General features: G+C 71.8%; 14 protein-coding genes. 8 read left to right on the top strand and 6 right to left on the bottom strand.

The features are described from left to right. Nucleotides 1-81: 81 nt before the first annotated feature. Nucleotides 82-2,703, bottom strand: a complete 2,622-nt coding sequence (locus tag Acy02nite_RS19945) for a glycosyl hydrolase (RefSeq protein WP_203742655.1) — start codon at nucleotides 2,701-2,703, stop codon at nucleotides 82-84. Between the two features lie 170 nt (nucleotides 2,704-2,873). On the opposite strand from Acy02nite_RS19945, the gene Acy02nite_RS19940 reads away from it, so the two are divergent. The 4 genes from Acy02nite_RS19940 to Acy02nite_RS19925 all read left to right on the top strand — a co-directional run bounded on the left by Acy02nite_RS19940 (nucleotide 2,874) and on the right by Acy02nite_RS19925 (nucleotide 5,376). After that, entirely contained in the window at nucleotides 2,874-3,302 is a 429-nt protein-coding gene (locus Acy02nite_RS19940; protein ID WP_203742653.1) for a hypothetical protein, read from the top strand. A gap of 201 nt (nucleotides 3,303-3,503) precedes the next feature. Continuing rightward, entirely contained in the window at nucleotides 3,504-4,226 is a 723-nt protein-coding gene (locus tag Acy02nite_RS19935) for a class I SAM-dependent methyltransferase (protein ID WP_203742651.1), read from the top strand. Beyond that, entirely contained in the window at nucleotides 4,223-4,567 is a 345-nt protein-coding gene (locus Acy02nite_RS19930; protein ID WP_203742649.1) for a hypothetical protein, read from the top strand. The genes Acy02nite_RS19935 and Acy02nite_RS19930 overlap by 4 nt, the downstream gene beginning before the upstream one ends. Further along, on the top strand, nucleotides 4,567-5,376 hold the full coding sequence (locus Acy02nite_RS19925; protein WP_203742647.1) for a nitroreductase family protein: 810 nt from the start codon (nucleotides 4,567-4,569) through the stop codon (nucleotides 5,374-5,376). Before Acy02nite_RS19930 ends, Acy02nite_RS19925 begins: the two co-directional genes overlap by 1 nt. 10 nt (nucleotides 5,377-5,386) lie before the next feature. On the opposite strand, the gene Acy02nite_RS19920 is transcribed toward Acy02nite_RS19925, so the two are convergent. The 3 genes from Acy02nite_RS19920 to Acy02nite_RS19910 form a co-directional block, all read right to left on the bottom strand. Then, nucleotides 5,387-6,415: a hypothetical protein gene (locus Acy02nite_RS19920; RefSeq protein ID WP_203742645.1), complete on the bottom strand. Its 1,029-nt coding sequence runs from the start codon at nucleotides 6,413-6,415 to the stop codon at nucleotides 5,387-5,389. Between the two features lie 146 nt (nucleotides 6,416-6,561). Then, nucleotides 6,562-8,361 carry an RICIN domain-containing protein gene (locus Acy02nite_RS19915; RefSeq protein ID WP_203742643.1) on the bottom strand — a complete coding sequence of 600 codons (1,800 nt, stop codon included), beginning with the start codon at nucleotides 8,359-8,361 and terminating at the stop codon, nucleotides 6,562-6,564. A 105-nt stretch (nucleotides 8,362-8,466) separates the two neighbouring features. Further along, complete coding sequence (locus tag Acy02nite_RS19910; RefSeq protein ID WP_203742641.1) at nucleotides 8,467-9,477, bottom strand: LacI family DNA-binding transcriptional regulator; 1,011 nt, start codon at nucleotides 9,475-9,477, stop codon at nucleotides 8,467-8,469. A gap of 269 nt (nucleotides 9,478-9,746) precedes the next feature. Here Acy02nite_RS19910 and Acy02nite_RS19905 point away from each other — a divergent pair, with 269 nt between their 5' ends. Further along, the gene (locus Acy02nite_RS19905; RefSeq protein ID WP_203742639.1) at nucleotides 9,747-11,471 is read left to right on the top strand and encodes an amylo-alpha-1,6-glucosidase; all 1,725 of its coding nucleotides are present in this window, start codon (nucleotides 9,747-9,749) and stop codon (nucleotides 11,469-11,471) included. Nucleotides 11,472-11,738: 267 nt separating this feature from the next. Then, nucleotides 11,739-13,019 carry a hypothetical protein gene (locus Acy02nite_RS19900; RefSeq protein ID WP_203742637.1) on the top strand — a complete coding sequence of 427 codons (1,281 nt, stop codon included), beginning with the start codon at nucleotides 11,739-11,741 and terminating at the stop codon, nucleotides 13,017-13,019. A gap of 56 nt (nucleotides 13,020-13,075) precedes the next feature. On the opposite strand, the gene Acy02nite_RS19895 is transcribed toward Acy02nite_RS19900, so the two are convergent. Both Acy02nite_RS19895 and Acy02nite_RS19890 read right to left on the bottom strand, forming a co-directional pair. After that, nucleotides 13,076-14,155 (bottom strand): hypothetical protein, encoded by a 1,080-nt coding sequence (locus tag Acy02nite_RS19895; protein ID WP_203742635.1) that lies wholly within the window; start codon nucleotides 14,153-14,155, stop codon nucleotides 13,076-13,078. A 1-nt stretch (nucleotide 14,156) separates the two neighbouring features. Then, nucleotides 14,157-14,741: a hypothetical protein gene (locus tag Acy02nite_RS19890; protein WP_203742633.1), complete on the bottom strand. Its 585-nt coding sequence runs from the start codon at nucleotides 14,739-14,741 to the stop codon at nucleotides 14,157-14,159. A gap of 279 nt (nucleotides 14,742-15,020) precedes the next feature. On the opposite strand from Acy02nite_RS19890, the gene Acy02nite_RS19885 reads away from it, so the two are divergent. Next, nucleotides 15,021-17,822, top strand: a complete 2,802-nt coding sequence (locus Acy02nite_RS19885; RefSeq protein ID WP_239175033.1) for a S8 family serine peptidase — start codon at nucleotides 15,021-15,023, stop codon at nucleotides 17,820-17,822. Nucleotides 17,823-17,928: 106 nt separating this feature from the next. Beyond that, nucleotides 17,929-18,099: a hypothetical protein gene (locus tag Acy02nite_RS19880; RefSeq protein ID WP_203742632.1), complete on the top strand. Its 171-nt coding sequence runs from the start codon at nucleotides 17,929-17,931 to the stop codon at nucleotides 18,097-18,099. Nucleotides 18,100-18,103: the final 4 nt, after the last annotated feature.

The following is an 18,103-nucleotide window of genomic DNA, read 5'->3' as shown; positions in this document are numbered from 1 at the left end:
CCACCGCCGCCGGGCTGGTCCAGCTTCGCGAGGGCCGGGGCACACCCCGCTCGGCTGGACCTCACGCCAGTGATCCGCCGGTCAGTGCGGTAGCTGCTTCAGGTCGTAGGACCAGATGCCGCGACCGTGGGTGGCCGCGTACAGGCGCCGCCCATCGGGATCGGTACGGATCTGCAGGGTGGTCGTGGTGGGCAGGGCACGGCCGAGCACGTACCAGCTCCGCGCGTGCCGCGGCCGGTAGAAGACCGCGTTGTCGGTGGCCGCCACCAGCCCGCCGCCGCGAACCAGCTTGACCGAGTCGGCCGGGATGTCGGGCAGGTTCCCGGAGATGTCGGTCCAGTGCTCGCCGGCATCGGTGGACTCGAAGACGTGGCCGACCCCGGCGCCGGGCCCCTCGGTCCAGCGGCGGGAGAAGCCGTTGATGGCGACGACCACATGCCGCGGGTTCGCCGGGTCGACGTCGAAGCCGGAGACGTACCGGTTCGGGAGGGTGCCGTCGACCGGCAGGGTGAGCTGGTGCCATCCGGTGCCGTCGGTGCGCCCGACCGCGATGCCGCGGGTGAAGCCCTGGTTGTTGCAGGGCCCGCACCAGCCGGCGTAGACCAGGCCGCCGGTGGTGACCACGGCGGTGGCGGTGTGCCCCTCACCCAGGTCGAACAGGTTGATCCAGTCGGCGGACGACCGGATCGCGTACCCCTTGGTGTTGAGCCACACGTGCCGGCCGCCGGCGACCCAGGTCGCCGGATCGCGCGGATCGGCGTTGAGCGGGGCGATGAACCGGGCCTCGCCGGTCTCGTTGTCCGGCGGCGGGACGTGGTAGCTGGTCGCCAGGCTCGGGTCGGTGGTCCACCGGCCGTCGTTGACCGCGCAGTTGTTCGTCACCCAGACGTCGAGGTAGACGTACTCCTCGGCGATGTTGCAGCCGTTGCCCGGGTCGACGATGGTGTCGCCGCCGTCCCCGCCGAAGTTGGAGCCCATCACCCGGTCGCCGGGGCGCAGGACGGACTGGCCGTTGTCCTGCAGGCCGCCGGAGACCGCGACGCCGCCTCGGTCCCGGCCGACGCCGACCGAGTAGTACTGCAACACGTCGATGGTGCCGTCGTTGAGGGGCGTCCAGTCGGTGGCGTGACCGGCGGCGTCAGCGGAACCGCGCAGCGGCCGGCGGTAGGTGCCACCGTCGTCGCCGACCACCACGTACCGCTTACCGTGGTAGGTGCCGATCGCCACCGAATGCTGGTCGGGGTGGGTGGTCTGGTGACAGTCGCCGGTCTGCTTGCTCGGGTCGATGCTCCAGCAGTCGAACCCGAAGTTCCAGTACGGACCCGGCGTGGTCCAGGTCGTCCCGCCGTTACCGGTCTCGAAGACCTCCTCCAGACCCAGGTACACATGGTCCGGATCGGTCGGGTCGACCTGCAGGAACTGGTTGTACCAGGCCTGCACGCCCGGCATGTATCCCGGATCGGTCAGCGCCGAGCCGGACGCGGCCAGCTTGTGATAGTCCGCCGCCAGCGTCCACGGGCCGAACGGCGAGCCGGACCGCGACACGTACACGCCGTGCAGGTTGCTGTCCGGGTTGGTGGCGAGCTGCGCGGGCGACTGCTCGATCGCGTAGTAGCGGGAGCCGTCCGCCGCGGCGGCGAAGGTCACGGTGCCGACGTTCGGGGCGTCCGAGGCGATGTCACCGGCGAGCGTGACGCGCTGCCAGGCGCCGCCGGCGCGGGTGTAGAAGCCGTTGTACGTGTCGCCGCTGCGCCACCCGGCCGCGATGATCACCCGTGCCGGGTTCGCCGGGTCGGCCGCGAAGTCGTTGATGATGTTCTTGTACGGCGCGTTCGGGTCGGTGGCCTGCGCGCCGCCGGGCAGGAAGTCCGGGTTCGGGACGAACTCCCGCTTCCACGGCCCGGACAGGTCGGTGACCGAGTGGCTGTACGCCCCTCGATTGGTCGCCACCCACGCGGTCGTGCCGAAGATGCGCAGCTTGCGGATGATCGTGCTCTCCAGCTCGGTGCCGCCGACCCGGTCGCGGACCGAGAAGGCGCCGGAGCGGGGGTTGCGCAGCACGTAGACGCCGCTGCCCACGAACGACGTGGCGCTGGTGTTGCCCTCGCCGGTCGCGTACCAGAGCCGCCCGGCCCGGTCCAGGCGCAGGTCGCCGGTGGACGGCGACGGCAGATTCGTGGCGATCGGCTGCCAGTGGCCGCCGCCGGTGCGCGAACGCCAGACCCCGCCGTTGGCGGCGCCGGCCCAGACATATCCGGCGTCGTCGGCGGCCAGCCCGGTGATGCGCCCGGTGACCGGTCCGGCGCCACCGGAGGAGTTGCTGTTGATGTCCCGGTAGCGCGGGTCGTCGGAGTTGTACGGGAGATCGGTGACGTGCTGCCAGCGGCCCGGCGTGCGGGGCATCGCCTGCAGCGCGCGCCACGCGGCGGTGTAGGCGCCCGGGGCGACGATGCCCGGGGCGGAACGGGCTTCGGCGTACTGTTCGGCCTGCTCGGCGATCTCCTCGGGATCCTCGCCCTCGTCGGCGGCCCGCGAGGCGGCCTTCGCCTGCCCCGCCTGCGCCATGCGTTCCTGGGCGACCTGCAGGTGGCGGCGGTACGGTCCGGGGCGGGAGTCGTCGCCGGGGGCGGCCACGGCGCCGGCCGGGACGAGCCCGATCACGGTGATCGCGGCGGCTCCGGCGGCCAGGAACCGTCTTTGCATGCTGAGTCTGCGTCGAGGCGACACTGCCTGAACCTCCCCAATGGACGACCCGCCGGCCCGCGGGAGCGCTCCAGTGAAATCTTCAGGACCAGGTCACCAGGCACAATCATGAAGTTCTATTCGTGTGTAGATTGAGGAAACCGGCACAGCGGTCCATGCGTCACATCTGCATGCGTAAGTGTCTGCTTGTTCCCGGTGTGCTGCTGGCCCTCGCCGCCTGCGGCAGCACCCCGAGCCCCGTGCCCGTCGTCAGCAGCCGCGTGCCCGCCTCGACCGGAGCCACCGTGCCCACCAGCAGCCCGCCGCCCGCAGCCACCCCACCGTCCGGCAGCCGCCGGCCCGAGCCGTCACCGGGCACGTCCCGGGGCGACCCGGACAACCCCGTGGACCGCGTCGGCGCGCCGATCGTGCTCACCGGCACGGTCGGGAATGCCGGCGGCTGTGTCGTGCTCACCGTGAACGGCCGCCGGTGGGCGCTGGTCGGCGCCGCGGCCGCGCGGCTCGCCGGTGGGCAGACCGCCACCGTGCGGGGCCGGCCCGTCCCGGTGCCGGCGGACTGCGACGCCGCCGCGGCTCTTGCCGTGGACGCGGTCCGCTGAGACGCTCGGCGTGGCAGGCGCACGAGGGCCTCGGCGGCCGTCCGGAGTGGAGGGACCGGCGGTGCTCGTGCGCTCCGGAGCGATGTGACGTCCGCTTCGTTAGCCGCGCTGATCATGCGGGTATGACATGCCGGGAATCGACCGTCGTGCGCACGCTCGCCGAACGGCTCGTGGAACGTCAGAGGGAGCGGGGCCAACGACATGAGCAGCACCGGCACGACGCGCTCCCGTGCGGGCCTGACCCGGCGCGACACCGAGTCCCGGGAGTTCATGGACGCTCCGGACTGTGACCCCGACCGGCTGGAACGCACCTACCGGCAGTTCCGCACCGTCAACCGGCTCGTCTCGGGCTGGCGACGCGTCTACCGGCACTGGATCCGGCCGCACCTGGACCCCGACCGGCCCACGACGCTGCTGGACATCGGCTTTGGCGGCGGCGACATCGCGCGCGCCCTCACCCGATGGGCGGCGCGGGACCGGCTGACGCTGCGCACGGTGGCCATCGACCCCGACGAGAGAGCACTTCGGCACGTACGCCGGTTGCCGGCGGCCGGCGTCCGCTTCGAGCAGGCGTCGAGTGCGGACCTGGTGGCCCGCGGCGACCGGTACGACCTGGTGATCTCCAACCACCTCCTGCACCACCTGGAGCCGGACGAGCTCGCCGCTCTCCTGGCCGACAGTCAGCTGCTGGCGCGCCGGCTCGTCGTCCACAACGACCTGTCGCGCGGGCGTGCGGGCTACGGTTTCTACGCCGCGGCCACCGTGCCGTTCGCGTGTGGCTCGTTCATCCATCAGGACGGGCTGCTCTCGATCCGGCGCAGTTACCGGCGTCCGGAGCTGCAAGCGGTCGTCCCGCCCGGCTGGCAGGTCAGGTCGATGTTCCCGCAGCGCCTGCTGCTCACCCACGCGGCAGCGCACCGATGAGCGAGCGCGCGCCCGTGACCCCGCGCCTGATCACCGCCGCGGCCGTGAGCTATCTGTGCAACGCCGCCTTCGGTGCCGCCGTCGCCGCCGGTGCGATCGACAACCGGCGCATCCGCTGGGTCCACCATGCCCTGTACGTGGTGACCTCCTCACTGACCGTGGGCGCGCTCGCCGTCAGCGCCGTCGAGCGCCGAGCCGCCGGCCTGGCGCTGCTGCCCGCTGCCGGTCCGCTCATCGCGCTGCCCTACGCCGGCGGGAAGCTGCGCCGGCACGCCGCCGTCGCGGGGTCGGCCGCTCCCGCGTACGCCATCGCCCTTGTTCTCGCCTGGAGGAAACGCTGATGGACTTTCTCGATGTGGTGCGCCGCCGGCGGACCACCAACGGCGCGTTCCTGCCCGACCCGGTCTCCGAGGAACACCAGCGCCTGCTGATGGAGGTCGCGGGACGCGCCCCGTCGCAGCTGAACAGCCAGCCGTGGCGGTTCGTGATCGTGGAGGACCGCGCGACGATCGAGACCGTCGCCCGGATCAGCGGCGAGAGCATGACCGAGGCGATGTCCAACGGCACGTTCTTCGAGCGCTACAAGCCGTACTTCCGGTTCAGCAAGGACGAGATGGAGCGCCGTCGCGACGGGATGCTGTTCGACCGTCTGCCCGCGCCGCTGCGACCGTTCACCAGCCAGGTGTTCACCTCCCGCGGCCAGAAGCTGATGAACGCCATGCGCGTGCCGCAGACTCTCGGCGAGGAGAACCGCAAGCTGGTGGCCGGCTCTCCGCTGCTGCTCGGCGTGATGCTGGACCGATCCGAGTACCGGCCCGGGGAGCTGTCCTCGTTCTACTCGGTGTTCAGCATGGGCGCGGCGATGGAGAACGTCTGGCTCACCACCGTCGAGCTCGGCATGGGCATCCAGTTCATCTCCTTCCCGATGGAGGTTCCGGGGCGCTGGGACGAGATCGTCCGGCTGCTCGAGGTGCCTGACGAGCTCGAACTGATGGCCGTCTACCGCCTGGGTTACCTGCCCGAGAAGCAGCGGCGGCCACCCATCGACTGGACCAGTTCGCAGCGCAAGCTGCCGTCGCAGTACGTCTTCCGCGGCACGTGCGCCACCCCTCAGCAGGGGTGGGACCAGGAACCGGCGGGCGCGCCGTGACGGTGAGCCGCTAGTCGGCGGTGCTCCGGGACTCCTCGGCGTCGCCGAGCTCGCGCTGCGCCTGCTCGGTGCTGTCGCCGGTGTTCTTGCCGAGCATCGACCTGGCCCGGCCGAAGGCCTTCACGCCGAAACGACCGACGGCGCCGACGCTCTCCGCCCCGGTCTCCAGGACCTTGTGCGTCACCTCGCTGCCGGCGTCGAGCACCTTGTCACGTGCCTCCTCGCCGGTCTCGAGGACCTTGTCGCGCACCTCCACGGCCGCGTCCCTCCAGCGCCGGGCGTTCCACGTCTGACGATCGGAGGTGAGGCCGAGCCGTTCGCCGAAGGCGACGACGGCGGTCCCCACGTGGTTGGTCGAGTGCACCACGGCGCGGGAGGTGGTGGGGTTCAGCAGCACCTTCGCGTTGGCGGTGCCGGCCGCCGCGTCCATCCGGGCCATCAGGCGCCCGGCGCCACCGGCGATGAGGTCCAGGCGTTTCTGCCGGGCGATCCGGATCGCGACACGGTGCTCCTCCAGTTCCTCGGGGGAGGAGTCCAGGACCCGGTCGAGCTCGAGGACGGCGACCGCGTCCTGCAACTGGAAGCAGCGGGCCAGGACGGCGAGCCACTCCTGCACCGTGATCTCGGCCTCCTTGGTGGTCCGGGCCAGATCGCCGACCTTGGTCTGCGTCTCCAGCTTCTCGGCGACGGCGTCGAGCTGCCGCACCGCGTACGCCTGGGTCCGGGCCAGCGACACGGGGGTGGCCTGCACCTTCGACCAGGTGATCTCGGAGACCCGGCCCACCCGCTCGCGGATGGTCAGCGCCTCGTCGACGACGAGCTCCACCCCGATCATGTCGGCGACCACGGCGTCGGTCTGCGCGCGCAGCACCGCGTCGACCTTCGCGTCGATCACGGCGAGGTAGTCGGTGATCTCGTCCATGGTCTGCTTCATCGCGAGCTGCGCCATGAGCCCGGCCACGCCGGTCAGCAGCGCCGGGTTGGTCAGCGGGGGGGGTGGGCCGGTGTCGTCGGCCTCACCATGGCCCACTCGTCTCACCGATCTTGAATATGGAGGATGTCGCGCAGCATGGGGGCCCGGCGGCCCGCCCGCAGGACGGGAAACGGCGAAGGGATGGCGGGCGGGCTCGGACTCGATGGGATGTCCCGTCTCATCGGCAGGTCAGATGGTCCTGGCGTGCCGGGTCAGCGGCCGAGCAGTCGCCAGGTCTGGTTGAGCGGGCTGTTCCGGGTCGCGGGGTTGCAGGTCCACTGGAGGACCGCCGCCCGGGCGGCGGTGGAGACGGCGCTGACGTCGACGCACTTGCCGCTGTGCCGGGCCACGAGCTGGTAGTCGTGGCTGTCGTTGCCGGCGTAGGTGACTTTGCGGAGGGTGAACTGCTGATCGGTGGCGCCGCCGGCGCAGGTCCGTTGCTGGACGGCGGCTCCGTCCGCGGTGGAGGCGGCGTCGACGCCGAGGCATTTCCCGGACTGCTGGTTGACCACGGTGTAGGCGCCGACCACCCCGGTGACCGGGCGGAAGTTCCAGAGTTGCTGGTCGCCGCCCTCGCAGTAGTACTGCTGCTGCTGGTTGCCGTCCCGGGTGGCCAGGTCGGTGTTGTCCAGGCACTGCTGGCTGTGCTGGGCGACGGCGACGGACTGGAAGCCGCTGTCGGACGGCGGTAGCAGGGTGATGGTGAAGGTGTCGTCGGCGGTGGTGTGGGCGAGGTTGACGGTGGTGGCGTTCCCGGCCAGGGTCACTGTCGAGTCGGTGACGGTGATCGGGCCGGGGACGGCGCCGCCTCCGTTGTGGGGGATGCGCTGGACTCGTACCCGGACCTGGTTGTTCGCGACGATGCCGGTGGTGGCGTCCACCCGGTTCAGGCGCACGGCGACGTTTCCGGTGGTGCCGCCCCCGCCGACGAGGATTCTCGCGGTACCGGTGGCCTTGGTGGTGAACGCGTCGTACGCGGGGCTGGGGGTGGTGGAGACGATGCTGCCGGTCTGCCCGGCGTAGTAGCGGTAGACCCACCATTCGCCCTTGGGCAGGTGCTGGCCGGCCGCGTTGCGGACGAGCAGGTTTCCCAGGTCGTTGTGCAGGTTGCCCGCCGAGGCCCAGTTGGCGCGTAGCCCGTCCGCGCCGGCGCGTTCGAGGCGGGCGATGTACCACGAGCCGTCGCCGGGGTTCTGCTCGTCGGGGGCGCCGTACTCGTTGATCTGGTACGGGCGGGGGTGGGCGATCCCGCGGGCGTCCAGGGACGTGGTGGCGGCGGCCACGTTGGCGACGGGGTCGCCGGGCAGGGAGTGCCAGCTGAAGATGTCCGGGACCACGTTGTTCGCCCGGACGTGGTCCAGGAACTGGGTCCACCAGCCCGTCGAGGTCGCCGGGACCCCGGCGTGGCTGGGTCCGACGATCGGCGTGCCGGGCATCTCGGCGCGCAGTCGCCGGTAGGTGCGCCGCCACAGCTCGAAGTACTGCGCCTGCGAGCGGTTCCAGAAGATGCCGAGGTTCGGTTCGTTCCAGATGTCCCACTGCACCGGCACACCGGTCGCCTTGACGTCGGTGATGAGCCGGGTCAGGAAGTTGTCGTAGTCGGTCCAGTCGCCGTTGTCGCCGGGGAAGCGGGAGATGCCGGCGCCGTCGGCGCCCCACAGGTCGTGGGGCAGCAGGACGAAGGTGCCGCCGAGGGCGTGGGTGCGCAGCAGCTGGGCGCGGGTGGAGTTCCACCGGCGGTCGTAGCCGCCGTTGGACCAGCCGCCGGGACTGCCGAGCTGGGCGCCACCCGCCCGCATGCCCCGGAACTTGACGTCGGTGAAGAAGTGGTCGGCCGGTCCGGCGGCGTTCTCGGTCATGCCGTAGATCCAGCCGGAGGCCCGATAGGACGGGGTTCCACCGGCGACGGAGAAGTCGACGCCGATGGCTTCGTCGGCTGCTCGGGCGGGGGAGGGGACGGTGAGGAGCAGGGCGCCGGACAGCAGCCCAGCGGCGACATGGCGCAGGGACATGGTGGTCTCCTGTTCTCCGGGGAAGCAGGGGGTATCGCGGGACGAGCCGGCGGCTCCTCCCGGGAGATTCGGGGTGTGCTGACCCCGGCGGCGGTGCCGCGCGGGTCAGCGGGGCGCGGGACCGGTGCTGGCCCGCAGCGAGACGGGCGGGGCGAGCAGCAGGTGGCGTGCGGGCGCCTCCGGGGCGGCGATGCGCTCGAGAAGCAGGTCGACGGCGCTCGCGCCCATCTCCACGGTGGGGATGTCCGCGGCGGTGAGCTGCGGCCGGAAGTCCTCGGCCCAGTGCCGGGCGGCGACACCGGCGAGGGACATGTCGCGGGGCACGACCAGGCCGGCGCGTTCGAGGCCGCGCTGGAGGCCCGGCAGGGCGGCCTCGTTGATGGTGACGACGGCGGTGACGTCCGGATGCTGATCGCGGAGTTGCTCGAAGCAGCTCTCGCCGGCCGCGGCGTCGTCGGCGCAGGTGAGCTCGACGCCGGTGAGGCCGCGCTGGGCGACCGCCTCGGTGAAGCCCGCGAGGGCACGGTGCGCCGGTCCGTAGCCGATGGCGAGGAGCTCGGCCGATCGGTTGACCAGGGCGAGGCTGCGGTGGCCCAGGTCGGCCAGGTGGTGCACGCAGCGGGCGATCAGGGTGGGGTAGTCGACGTCCACCCAGCAGGTTCCGTACGGGTTGGCGGTGTGCCCGATCGTGACGAACGGCAGCCCGCTCTCCCGCAGGCGGACGACACGTTCGTCCTCGAGGCGGATCTCCATCAGGATCACGCCGTCGACCCGGCGTCCGGTGACGACGCGTTCGAAGGAGCGGTCGTGGTCGCCGCCGGACGGTGACAGCAGGACGTCGAGGTCGGCGCGGGCGGCCGCTTCGACGACGCTGGCGACGAAGCCCAGTTGCATGTCGGTCAGGCGCTGGTTCGCCGGGGGGATGACCAGCCCGAGGGTGCGGGTGCGGCCTTCCTTGAGGGCGCGGGCCGCGGCGTTGGGGCGGTAGCCGATCTCGTCGATGACGGCTTGGATGCGTCGCCTGGTCTCGCCGGTGACCGGTCGCTTGCCGCTGAGCGCGTACGACACGGTGCTGCGGGACACCCCGGCCCGGCGTGCGATCTCACCGATGTTCATCAGCACACTCTCCACGGTCGCGACGGCGCACATCCTGCGGGCAGCTTGGCGCAAGCGGCGGATGACCATGCGGCCGGGTCGAAGGGATCATCGAACCGATTCGCTACAGCACCGTAGGCAGTGACGTTCGCCGATGTCAATCCTGTGACGTGAAGGTTTCGAACTGCTCCTCAAGTAGCGAAATGTAATCTTGACCGCATCGGCAGGCGCCCCTATCGTCTGGCGAACCGAGTCGTCGAATCGATTCGCAGAAAGCAGGAGCACCACCCATGACCGTCGTGCCCTTCGCCATCCAGGAGATCCCGTTCAGCTACCGCGGCTCCTGGTTCGACATCTCCCCGGTGATCGCCGAGAAGACCTGCGCGGAGGATCTGCACCTGGTCTCCCATCAGACCGGCATGCACCCGGTCCTGCGCTTCGAGGCCCGCCACCGGGGCGCCCGCGTCGAACCGGCCGTCGTCGCGACCCCGGCCGTGCTGTCCTGGCGGCACGAGGGCGGCACGATCGACCTGGTCTACCAGAACCCCGACACCATCCGGCTGCGCGGCACCGGCCTCGGCCTGCGGATCGCCGCGGCGGCCCGCACGCTCACCCCGTTCGCCGGCGCCTACCTCTACCGCGACCCGGCCGACGACACCCACGTCTTCACCTCCTACGAGACCGGCCGCCGCTACCGGATCACCGTCCTCGCCGGCGAGCCGGTCACCACCCGCGGCGTCGAACTGCTCGGCGCCGGCGAGCGCCACGTGGAGCTGCCCGGGGAAGGCGGATGGGAGATCGCCGTCGAGGAGTACGCGACCGCCCGCGCCCCCTACCGCGGCGGCATCCCCTTCGACCAGGTCGCGGCCGGCGCCCGGGCCGCGTTCGCGTCGTTCGCCGACGCCGTCGCGCCGTGGCGCAGCCCCGCCACCCCGGCCGCCGAGCTCGCCGCCTACGTCATGTGGTCGGCCACCGTGGCACCCGGCGGCTTCCTCGCCCGCCCCGCCGTGCTGATGTCCAAGCACTGGATGGACAAGGTGTGGAGCTGGGACCACTGCTTCAACGCCATCGCCCTCGCCGCCGGCGACCCCGAACTGGCCTGGCACCAGTTCATGTTGCCCTTCGACCACCAGGACCCGGCCGGCGCGCTGCCCGACTCGATCGCCCACTCCGAGATCCTCTACAACTTCGTCAAACCGCCCATCCACGGCTGGGCCTTCAGCCACCTGCGGCGACTGCTGCCGCAACCGCTTCATCACGATCAACTGCTGGCGGCGTACGAGCGGATGAGCCGCTGGACGCGTTTCTGGCTCGACCGGCGCCGGGTGCCGGGCCACGAGTTGCCCTACTACCAGCACGGCAACGACAGCGGCTGGGACAACGCCACCACGTTCGACAACGGCCGCCTGTTGCAGACCGCCGACCTCGCCGCGTTCCTGGTCTTCCAGTTGACCGAGCTGACCGGCCTCGCCACCGAACTCGGCGAGACCGGCGACGCCGAGCACTGGGCGACGACCGCCCACGCCGTCAGCACCGCGATGCTCGAGCAGCTGTGGAACGGCAGCCGGTTCCTCGCCCGCCGCCCGGCCGACGGGCAGACCGTCACCAGCACCAGCCTGCTCGACCTGATGCCCATCGCCCTCGGCGCGGAACTGCCCGGGCACGTCCGGGAACAGCTGGTCGCGGCCCTGCGCGGGCACCTCACCGACAACGGGCCGGCGACCGAGCCGATCGACTCCCCGCACTACGACCCGGACGGCTACTGGCGCGGCCCGATCTGGGCGCCGTCGACCGTCCTGATCGAGGACGGGCTGCGCCGGGGCGGCCACGAGGTTCTCGCCGACGAGATCAGCGAACGCTTCCGGGCCCTGTGCGAGAAGTCCGGCTTCGCCGAGAACTTCGACGCCGAGACCGGCGCCGGCCTTCGCGACCGTGCCTACACCTGGACCGCGAGCAGCTACCTCATCCTCGCCGCGGCGTACGAGAACCGCCGCTCCGGCACGACCACCGGATGACGGCGTGCGGCGCGATCCGGCATCGCCCCGGAAGGCGCGGGCTCGCCCGAGAAGGCGATCCGGACCGTGGGTCCCCGCGCCGGCCGGCCGGTGGCGCGCGGTCGCGTGGGCAACGGCCCTGCTCCGCCGTACGGCGACGCCTGTCTCTGCCTTTGCGGCGGTCACCTGCGGGATATTGATGTGGGGGATGGTGACCCGGGGTCGTACACTCCCAGTCCGCGGCACCGGGGGAGTGCCGCGTACCCCTCGAAACGGAGATTCTCGCGCATGAAGCGCTTCCTGGCCGGCGCCCTCGCCGGTGGTGTCACTCTCACGCTCGCGGTCGGCTGTGCCAAGCAGATCGAGCAGCTCGAGCCGAAGCTGGAGATCAAGAAGGCGGCCGAGGCCCTGGGCGCGACCGGCAAGGCCGGGTTCACCCTCAAGGCCGGCGGCAGCGTCGACGATCTGATCGCGCTGGCCAAGAAGGACGCCGGCACCGGCGCGGACGCGTTCACCGACGAGGACGCGGACATGCTGCGCAAGCTCTACAACTCGTCGTTCACCATCGGCTGGGACAAGGGCGGCGACGGCGTCACCGACGACCGCGGCTCGATCAGCGCGGTGATCGACGGGGTCACCGGGGTGGACCTGCGGGTCATCGACCAGGTGGCCTACGTCAAGGCGCCGGTGGCCGAGCTCGCCGCGAAGTTCGGCGCCTCGAAGGCGGACGTCGACGGGATGCGCAAGGAGCTGGGCTCGTCGATCGACGGCCTGGACACCCTGGTCGACGGCGGCTGGGTCTCGGTCGCCATGACCGACCTGCAGAAGATGAGCGGGGCCGCCGGCGCCGGTGTCACCCCGAGCGCCGACGCGGCGCAGAACGAGAAGGTCGCCGCCGAGCTCAAGGCGAGCGCGCAGAGCCTGATCGAGGGCGCCGACGTGGTCCGCGACGAGAAGGACAAGACGCACCTGACCGCCACCACGTCGACGACGAAGGCGTACGAGCAGGGCAAGCGCCTGGTCGAGTCGCTGTCGAAGATCGGTGGCGAGTCCACGTCCGGCATGGTCGGCAAGACGCTCGGCTCCGAGCTGGACAAGCCGCCGGCGGACAAGCCGATCGTGCTGGACCTGTGGATCGACAACGGTCAGTTCAAGGCGTTCGAGATCAACCTGCTCCAGTTCGCCGAGGGTGGCACCGGCCGGGCGTCCCTGCGGGTCGAGGTCACCTCCGGGGTGGACATCGCCGCCCCGACCGGCGCCAAGAAGGTGGACCTCAGCAAGCTGGCCGAGTCGCTGGGCGCCTCGGGCCCAGGCACGGGCGCGGCCGCCGGTGGCGCCGAGGAGTGGGCCGACCTCATCGGCTCGCAGGCCATGCTGCTCGCCATGACCAAGGGCGGCAAGCCGGCGTCGCACCTCAAGGAGGCCGTCGCCAAGATGACCCTGCCGGGCGTGAGCGCGAAGGTCGTCCGGTCCGGGGTCGCGCAGGTCACCTCGGGCACGAGCGTCGCCTGCGTGACGCTGCCGGCCAGCGCCGACGGGGACCCGAAGGTCGTCGCGCACGCCTGCTGACGTCCGTCACCGCGCACCGTGGAGCCCGTCCCTGTCCCAGGGGCGGGCTCCCGCTGTCACACGGCGGCGCCGCGTGCCTCGGCCTTGCGTTCCTCGAGCGCCTCGTACCAGCGATAGCCCCGGTCCCCGCAGTTGTCCCGGATCGAGTGCTTGAGGCCGGCGGTCCGGGAGTTCAGGGTGCGGACCCGATCCAGGCCGTACGTGGTCAGGTCGTTCAGCGGCCCGACAGACCGGGCCAGAATCGACCCGGCGCTGTCGAGCGCCGGGTCGTGCTGTTCCCGGCGGCCCTGCGGCCGCGCGCACTGCGCCTGGCAGCGGGCCAGGATGTCGGAGAGCAGCCGGGCCGAGGACTGCGCCGAGCGGTACTGCTCGTGCATCCGGTCCGCGCAGTTGAACGACTCGAAGTGCAGGTCGCACAGGGCGACGAAACCGACGTGCACCCGCGCGCCGGAGAGCACCGCGTCGACCTGCTCGGCGATCGACTCCATCCGGGCGGTGTCGGCCCGCAACCGGCTCGCCATCTCCTCCGCGTGCACGGCCGCGGCCCGCACCACGTCGGCGGTCACCGGCTCCTGGTACGGCTGCCGGTCGTGCACGCGGAACCCGATCAGCAGCGTCGCCATCACGAGCGTCGGCGGCGCGAACAGGACGAGGACCGCGATGCCCGAGACCTGCTCGGTCACGCCCACGTGCATGGTGCCGGACAGGTCGGCGTAGAGCAGCGTCCCCAGCATCACCACGGTCATCGAGGCCAGAAGCAGACCGGACCTTCCCGCGTACGCCTCCAGCAGTGCTCTGCGGCGCCGGAGACGCACCGCGGCCAGCGCCTCCGGCGTGCGGTAGACGTCCTCCGGGCACTCGCTCGGCCGGCCGCGCAGCCAGCCCTGTTTCGGACTGCTCAGCCAGATCAGGGCCGCGGCGACCAGCGGTGACAGCAGGGCCAGGCCCCACCAGCCGAGGTGCTGCGGCGTACCGGCGGAAAGGTCCTTGACCAGCAGGTAGATGGCGAAGGCGGGCGCGCACAGGATCCCGATCGGAACCGCGATCACTGTCGCGACGAGCGAGAACAAGCAGGACGCGACGAGGCCCATGCCGATCAGGGAGGCACCGGCGTCGGCGTCCGAGCGGCGGGCCATGTCAGCGGCTCCGGCGGGGGCGCCGGGACCGGGGCGCGGGTGGCTCACCGGGGTCCCAGGCGGGCACGTCGAAGCCGGCCGGCCGGTTGGCGACCGCGCCCGCGCCGTTGAGCACCGAGTCGATCGCGTCGACCATCGAGTTGCTCTGCGCGCCGTGATGGTGCACCAGTTGCACGGTCAGCGTCTGGATCATCTGCATGTAGTACGACTTCTCCCGGCCGCGGGCCCGGGCCATGTCCCGCTGCATGTTGTCCAGAGCGCGGCGGAGACTCTTCGCGCTCAGCTCGGCGTCGCCCAGCCGGGTGCGCATCTCCCGGAGTGCGGACGAGGACGTGCGGCGGCGCTCGGCGAGCTCGGCCAGCCGGATCTCCTTGGCGTTGTCGGCCCGCCGCTCCTCGAGGTCCAGCTTGCGACCCTTGTGGCGCTGGTCCAGCTGCATCTCCCGGTAGTCGACGACCAGTGCGCCGGCCTCGGCGAAGATGCGCGCCGCGGCGCCGAGCGGGCTGAGCGAGTCGGCGACCCGGGCGACCACGTCGCCGAAGACCAGGCCGCCGCCCTGCGATGTCTGCACGAGACTGTCATTCACGGGCCGGGACCGTAACGCCCTGGCCGGGGCGGTCACTGACGGATCTCGGACGACTGCCGCGCACGCCACCCGTTAGGGGCCGCAACTGCGCACGGCGGCGTGCTCCTACCCCGCGCGCGGGATGGCCGCCCGCTGCCCCGGGTGATAACCGGCGCACGCAGATGGACCGAGAGTGATCGGCGCTTTGCGTTCTGTTGATCTCTCGTGGCAACTAGCATCCACGTACATCGAATTGATGTTTATCAGTGGGGGGCTGTCTTGGAAGTCAGGGGACGCAGTGTGCGCCGCGCGGTGACCGGAGTCGCCGCCACGGTGCTGGTCGTGGGTGCGTGGGCGCCCGGTGCCGGGGCGCGGGGACCGCAGGACGTGGAGAGCCGGGCATACGGGCAGATCGGCGCGTTGCAGCAGCTGAAGAAGTCGCTGTCCGGCGCGGAACGCAAACTGGACAGCCGGCTCGCGGTCGAGCTGCGGCAGCGCTCCGGGAAGGTGGCGGCGAGCGCGCTGCCGAAGGTGTCCACCGGGGTCGCGGTCACCAAGGCCGGGACCACCCGGGTCGAGGTGCACGCGAACAAGGTCGGCGACGACCTGCTCGACCGGCTGCGCAAGGCCGGGGCCGGGATCCGGTATCCGTCCGCGGCGACCGGGACCGTGCTGGTCGAGGCGCCGCTCACCGCGCTGACGACGATCGCCGGCTGGTCCGACGTGACCGCTGTCGGCATCGCGCACGGGCTGATCAGCGCCCACGAGACCGACCCGCGGAGCAAGCCCGCCGCCGAGTCGAAGGAGGCCCGGGCGGCCCGGGTCGAGCAGAACGTGCGGGCCGCCGTGTCGAAGGCCGCGGCGGTGGCGCCGAGCCAGGGCTCGGTGGTCTCCGAGGGGGATCGGACGCACGCGGCGGACACCGCCCGTACGCGCTACAAGGTGACCGGCACCGGGGTGAAGGTCTGCGCGCTCTCCGACGGCGTGAGCTCCCTCGCGGCCTCGCAGGCGAGCGGCGACCTGCCGGCCGACGTCGACGTGCTCCCCGGCCAGGAGGGTGACGGCGACGAGGGCACCGCGATGCTGGAGATCATCCACGACGTCGTGCCGAACGCCCGGCTGGGCTTCGCGACCGCGTTCACCAGCGAGGCGAGCTTCGCGGACAACATCCGGGCGCTGCGCTTCACGGCCGGCTGCGACATCATCGTGGACGACGTCGTGTACTACCACGAGAGCCCGTTCCAGGACGGCCTGCCGGCGCAGGCGGTCAACGCGGTGACCGCGGACGGCGCGTTCTACTTCAGCTCGGCCGGCAACGAGGGCAACAAGCTCGACGGGACCTCCGGCAACTGGGAGGGCGACTTCGCCGACTCGGGCCGCGGGATCGGCAAGTTCGCCGGGCAGGCCCACGACTTCGACCCGGGCCCGGGCGTGCAGGTCTTCGACCCGCTCTCGCCGAACAGCGCCCGGCGCGTGACGACACTGTGGTGGGCGGACCCGCTGGCCGCCTCCGCGAACGACTACGACCTCTACCTGATCGACGCGGCCGGCAACGTCTCGGACTTCTCGCAGGACACCCAGGACGGCAACGACGACCCGTTCGAGATCCTGCAGACCGGCGCCGGGAGCAACCAGAAGCTGGCCGTCGTGAAGTACTCCGGCGCTGACCGGTACCTGCAGCTCAGCGTCTTCCGCGGACGGTTCGCGGACTCGCCGGACGGCACGCTCAAGGCGTTCTCGACGCCCGGGATCACCCGCGGGCACAGCGCGGCGGCGAACGCGTTCTCGGTCGCCGCGGCGCCGGCCGCCGAGCCGCTCCCGTTCGACCTGGAGGACGGCGACCCGCCGAACCCGGCCGGGCCCTACCCGAACGTCTTCACCAAACAGTCCAAGCCGGAACGATTCACCTCGGACGGGCCGCGGCGGATCTTCTTCAAGGCCGACGGCACCCCCGTCACGCCCGGCGACTTCAGCGCGACCGGCGGCACCGTGCGGAACAAGCCGGAGATCACCGCTGCCGACGGCGTGCTGACCTCCGTGCCGGACTTCGCGCCGTTCTTCGGCACCTCGGCGGCCGCGCCGCACGCCGCCGCGATCGCCGCGCTGGCGCTCTCCGGCAACCCCGGGCTGACCAACACCGAGATCCGGTCGGCGCTCACCGGGACCGCGCTCGACCTCACCCCCGCCGGTTACGACAACCGCACCGGCTACGGCGTGGTCCGCGCCGACCTGCTGCTGCGCGACACCGGCGCGACCCCCCAGCCCCTGGTGCGGGCCGGGACACCGACGGTCACGCCGGTGACCGGTGACGGGGACGCCTACCTGGAACCGGGCGAGAACGCGACGGTGGCCCTCCCGGCGGTCAACGTCGGCGACGGCACGGCCACCGGCGTCAGCGTCGTGGTCGGCACCGACGACAGCCGGGCGGTCGTCACGCCGCGCGCCGTGTCGTACGGGAACATCGCCGCGGGCGCGTCGAAGTCGAAGAACTTCACGCTCAAGCTCGCCGCCGACTATCCGGTCGGCAAGCCGGTCACCCTGTCCGTGAAGATCACGTTCGCCGGCTACCTCTCCCCGACCACCGGCAGCGTCGTGGTCGCGACCGGGCAGCCGTCGACGACCGTGCGGGACTTCGCCTACACCGGCCCGGCCGTCGCCATCCCGGACAACGACCCGACCGGTGCCTCGGCCACCGTCAACGTCAGCGGGGTCGGCTACGCCTCCGCGCTGACCTTCTCGATCGACGGCACGGCCTGCACCACCAGCGCGGGCTCGGGCATCGACCACACGTACGTCAAGGACCTGGTCGGAACGCTGACCGCACCGGACGGCCGGAAGGCGACACTGTTCGCGCGGGCCGGCGGCAGCGGGGACAACCTGTGCCAGGTGGTGTTCGACGACGCCGCCGCGACGCCGTTCGCGTCCGCGGAGACCGGCGACGCGCCGTTCACCGGGGCGTGGCGGCCGGACGACCCGCTCGCCGCACTGCGGGTCTCGCCGGCGGACGGCGCGTGGACGTTCCACGTGGCCGACCTGGCCGGGACGGATGTCGGGTCGCTGCGGGCGTTCTCGCTGCACCTGACCGGCTTCGAACCGGCGTAGCGCTGACGGCCCGGACGGGGAGAAACCCCGTCCGGGCCTTCTGCCGGGTGTGCCCGGGGCATTACGGTTGCACCAAGAGTGACCTCGTCGAAGCGGAGGGACACGGGTGCGCGAGCTGATCGAGGTGGAACGCCCGGCCGCCCGGGCCACAGTGGAGCCCGGACGGGAGGGTGCCGGCATCGGCTCCGGCGAGAGGTTCGCCGGTCGGCCGGTGATCCCCGGACGGGCCGGCCCGGACGCGCCGCGGGGCCCGTGGCGCGCCGGCGAGCCCGGGTGACGGC

Source organism: Actinoplanes cyaneus (assembly GCF_016862095.1).
In the GTDB taxonomy this organism is placed as follows: domain Bacteria; phylum Actinomycetota; class Actinomycetes; order Mycobacteriales; family Micromonosporaceae; genus Actinoplanes; species Actinoplanes cyaneus.
Note: the sequence above shows the minus strand (reverse complement) of the source record. Positions and strands in the feature narration are given on the sequence as shown.

Bases quoted from the DNA above. Each gene is read 5' to 3' on its own strand.
- Acy02nite_RS19940 (WP_203742653.1), top strand. From the start codon at position 2,874: ATGCGTAAGTGTCTGCTTGTTCCCGGTGTGCTGCTGGCCCTCGCCGCC.
- Acy02nite_RS19915 (WP_203742643.1), bottom strand. From the start codon at position 8,361: ATGTCCCTGCGCCATGTCGCCGCTGGGCTGCTGTCCGGCGCCCTGCTC.
- Acy02nite_RS19945 (WP_203742655.1), bottom strand. From the start codon at position 2,703: ATGCAAAGACGGTTCCTGGCCGCCGGAGCCGCCGCGATCACCGTGATC.
- Acy02nite_RS19895 (WP_203742635.1), bottom strand. From the start codon at position 14,155: ATGGCCCGCCGCTCGGACGCCGACGCCGGTGCCTCCCTGATCGGCATG.
- Acy02nite_RS19935 (WP_203742651.1), top strand. From the start codon at position 3,504: ATGAGCAGCACCGGCACGACGCGCTCCCGTGCGGGCCTGACCCGGCGC.
- Acy02nite_RS19905 (WP_203742639.1), top strand. From the start codon at position 9,747: ATGACCGTCGTGCCCTTCGCCATCCAGGAGATCCCGTTCAGCTACCGC.
- Acy02nite_RS19925 (WP_203742647.1), top strand. From the start codon at position 4,567: ATGGACTTTCTCGATGTGGTGCGCCGCCGGCGGACCACCAACGGCGCG.
- Acy02nite_RS19900 (WP_203742637.1), top strand. From the start codon at position 11,739: ATGAAGCGCTTCCTGGCCGGCGCCCTCGCCGGTGGTGTCACTCTCACG.
- Acy02nite_RS19910 (WP_203742641.1), bottom strand. From the start codon at position 9,477: ATGAACATCGGTGAGATCGCACGCCGGGCCGGGGTGTCCCGCAGCACC.
- Acy02nite_RS19930 (WP_203742649.1), top strand. From the start codon at position 4,223: ATGAGCGAGCGCGCGCCCGTGACCCCGCGCCTGATCACCGCCGCGGCC.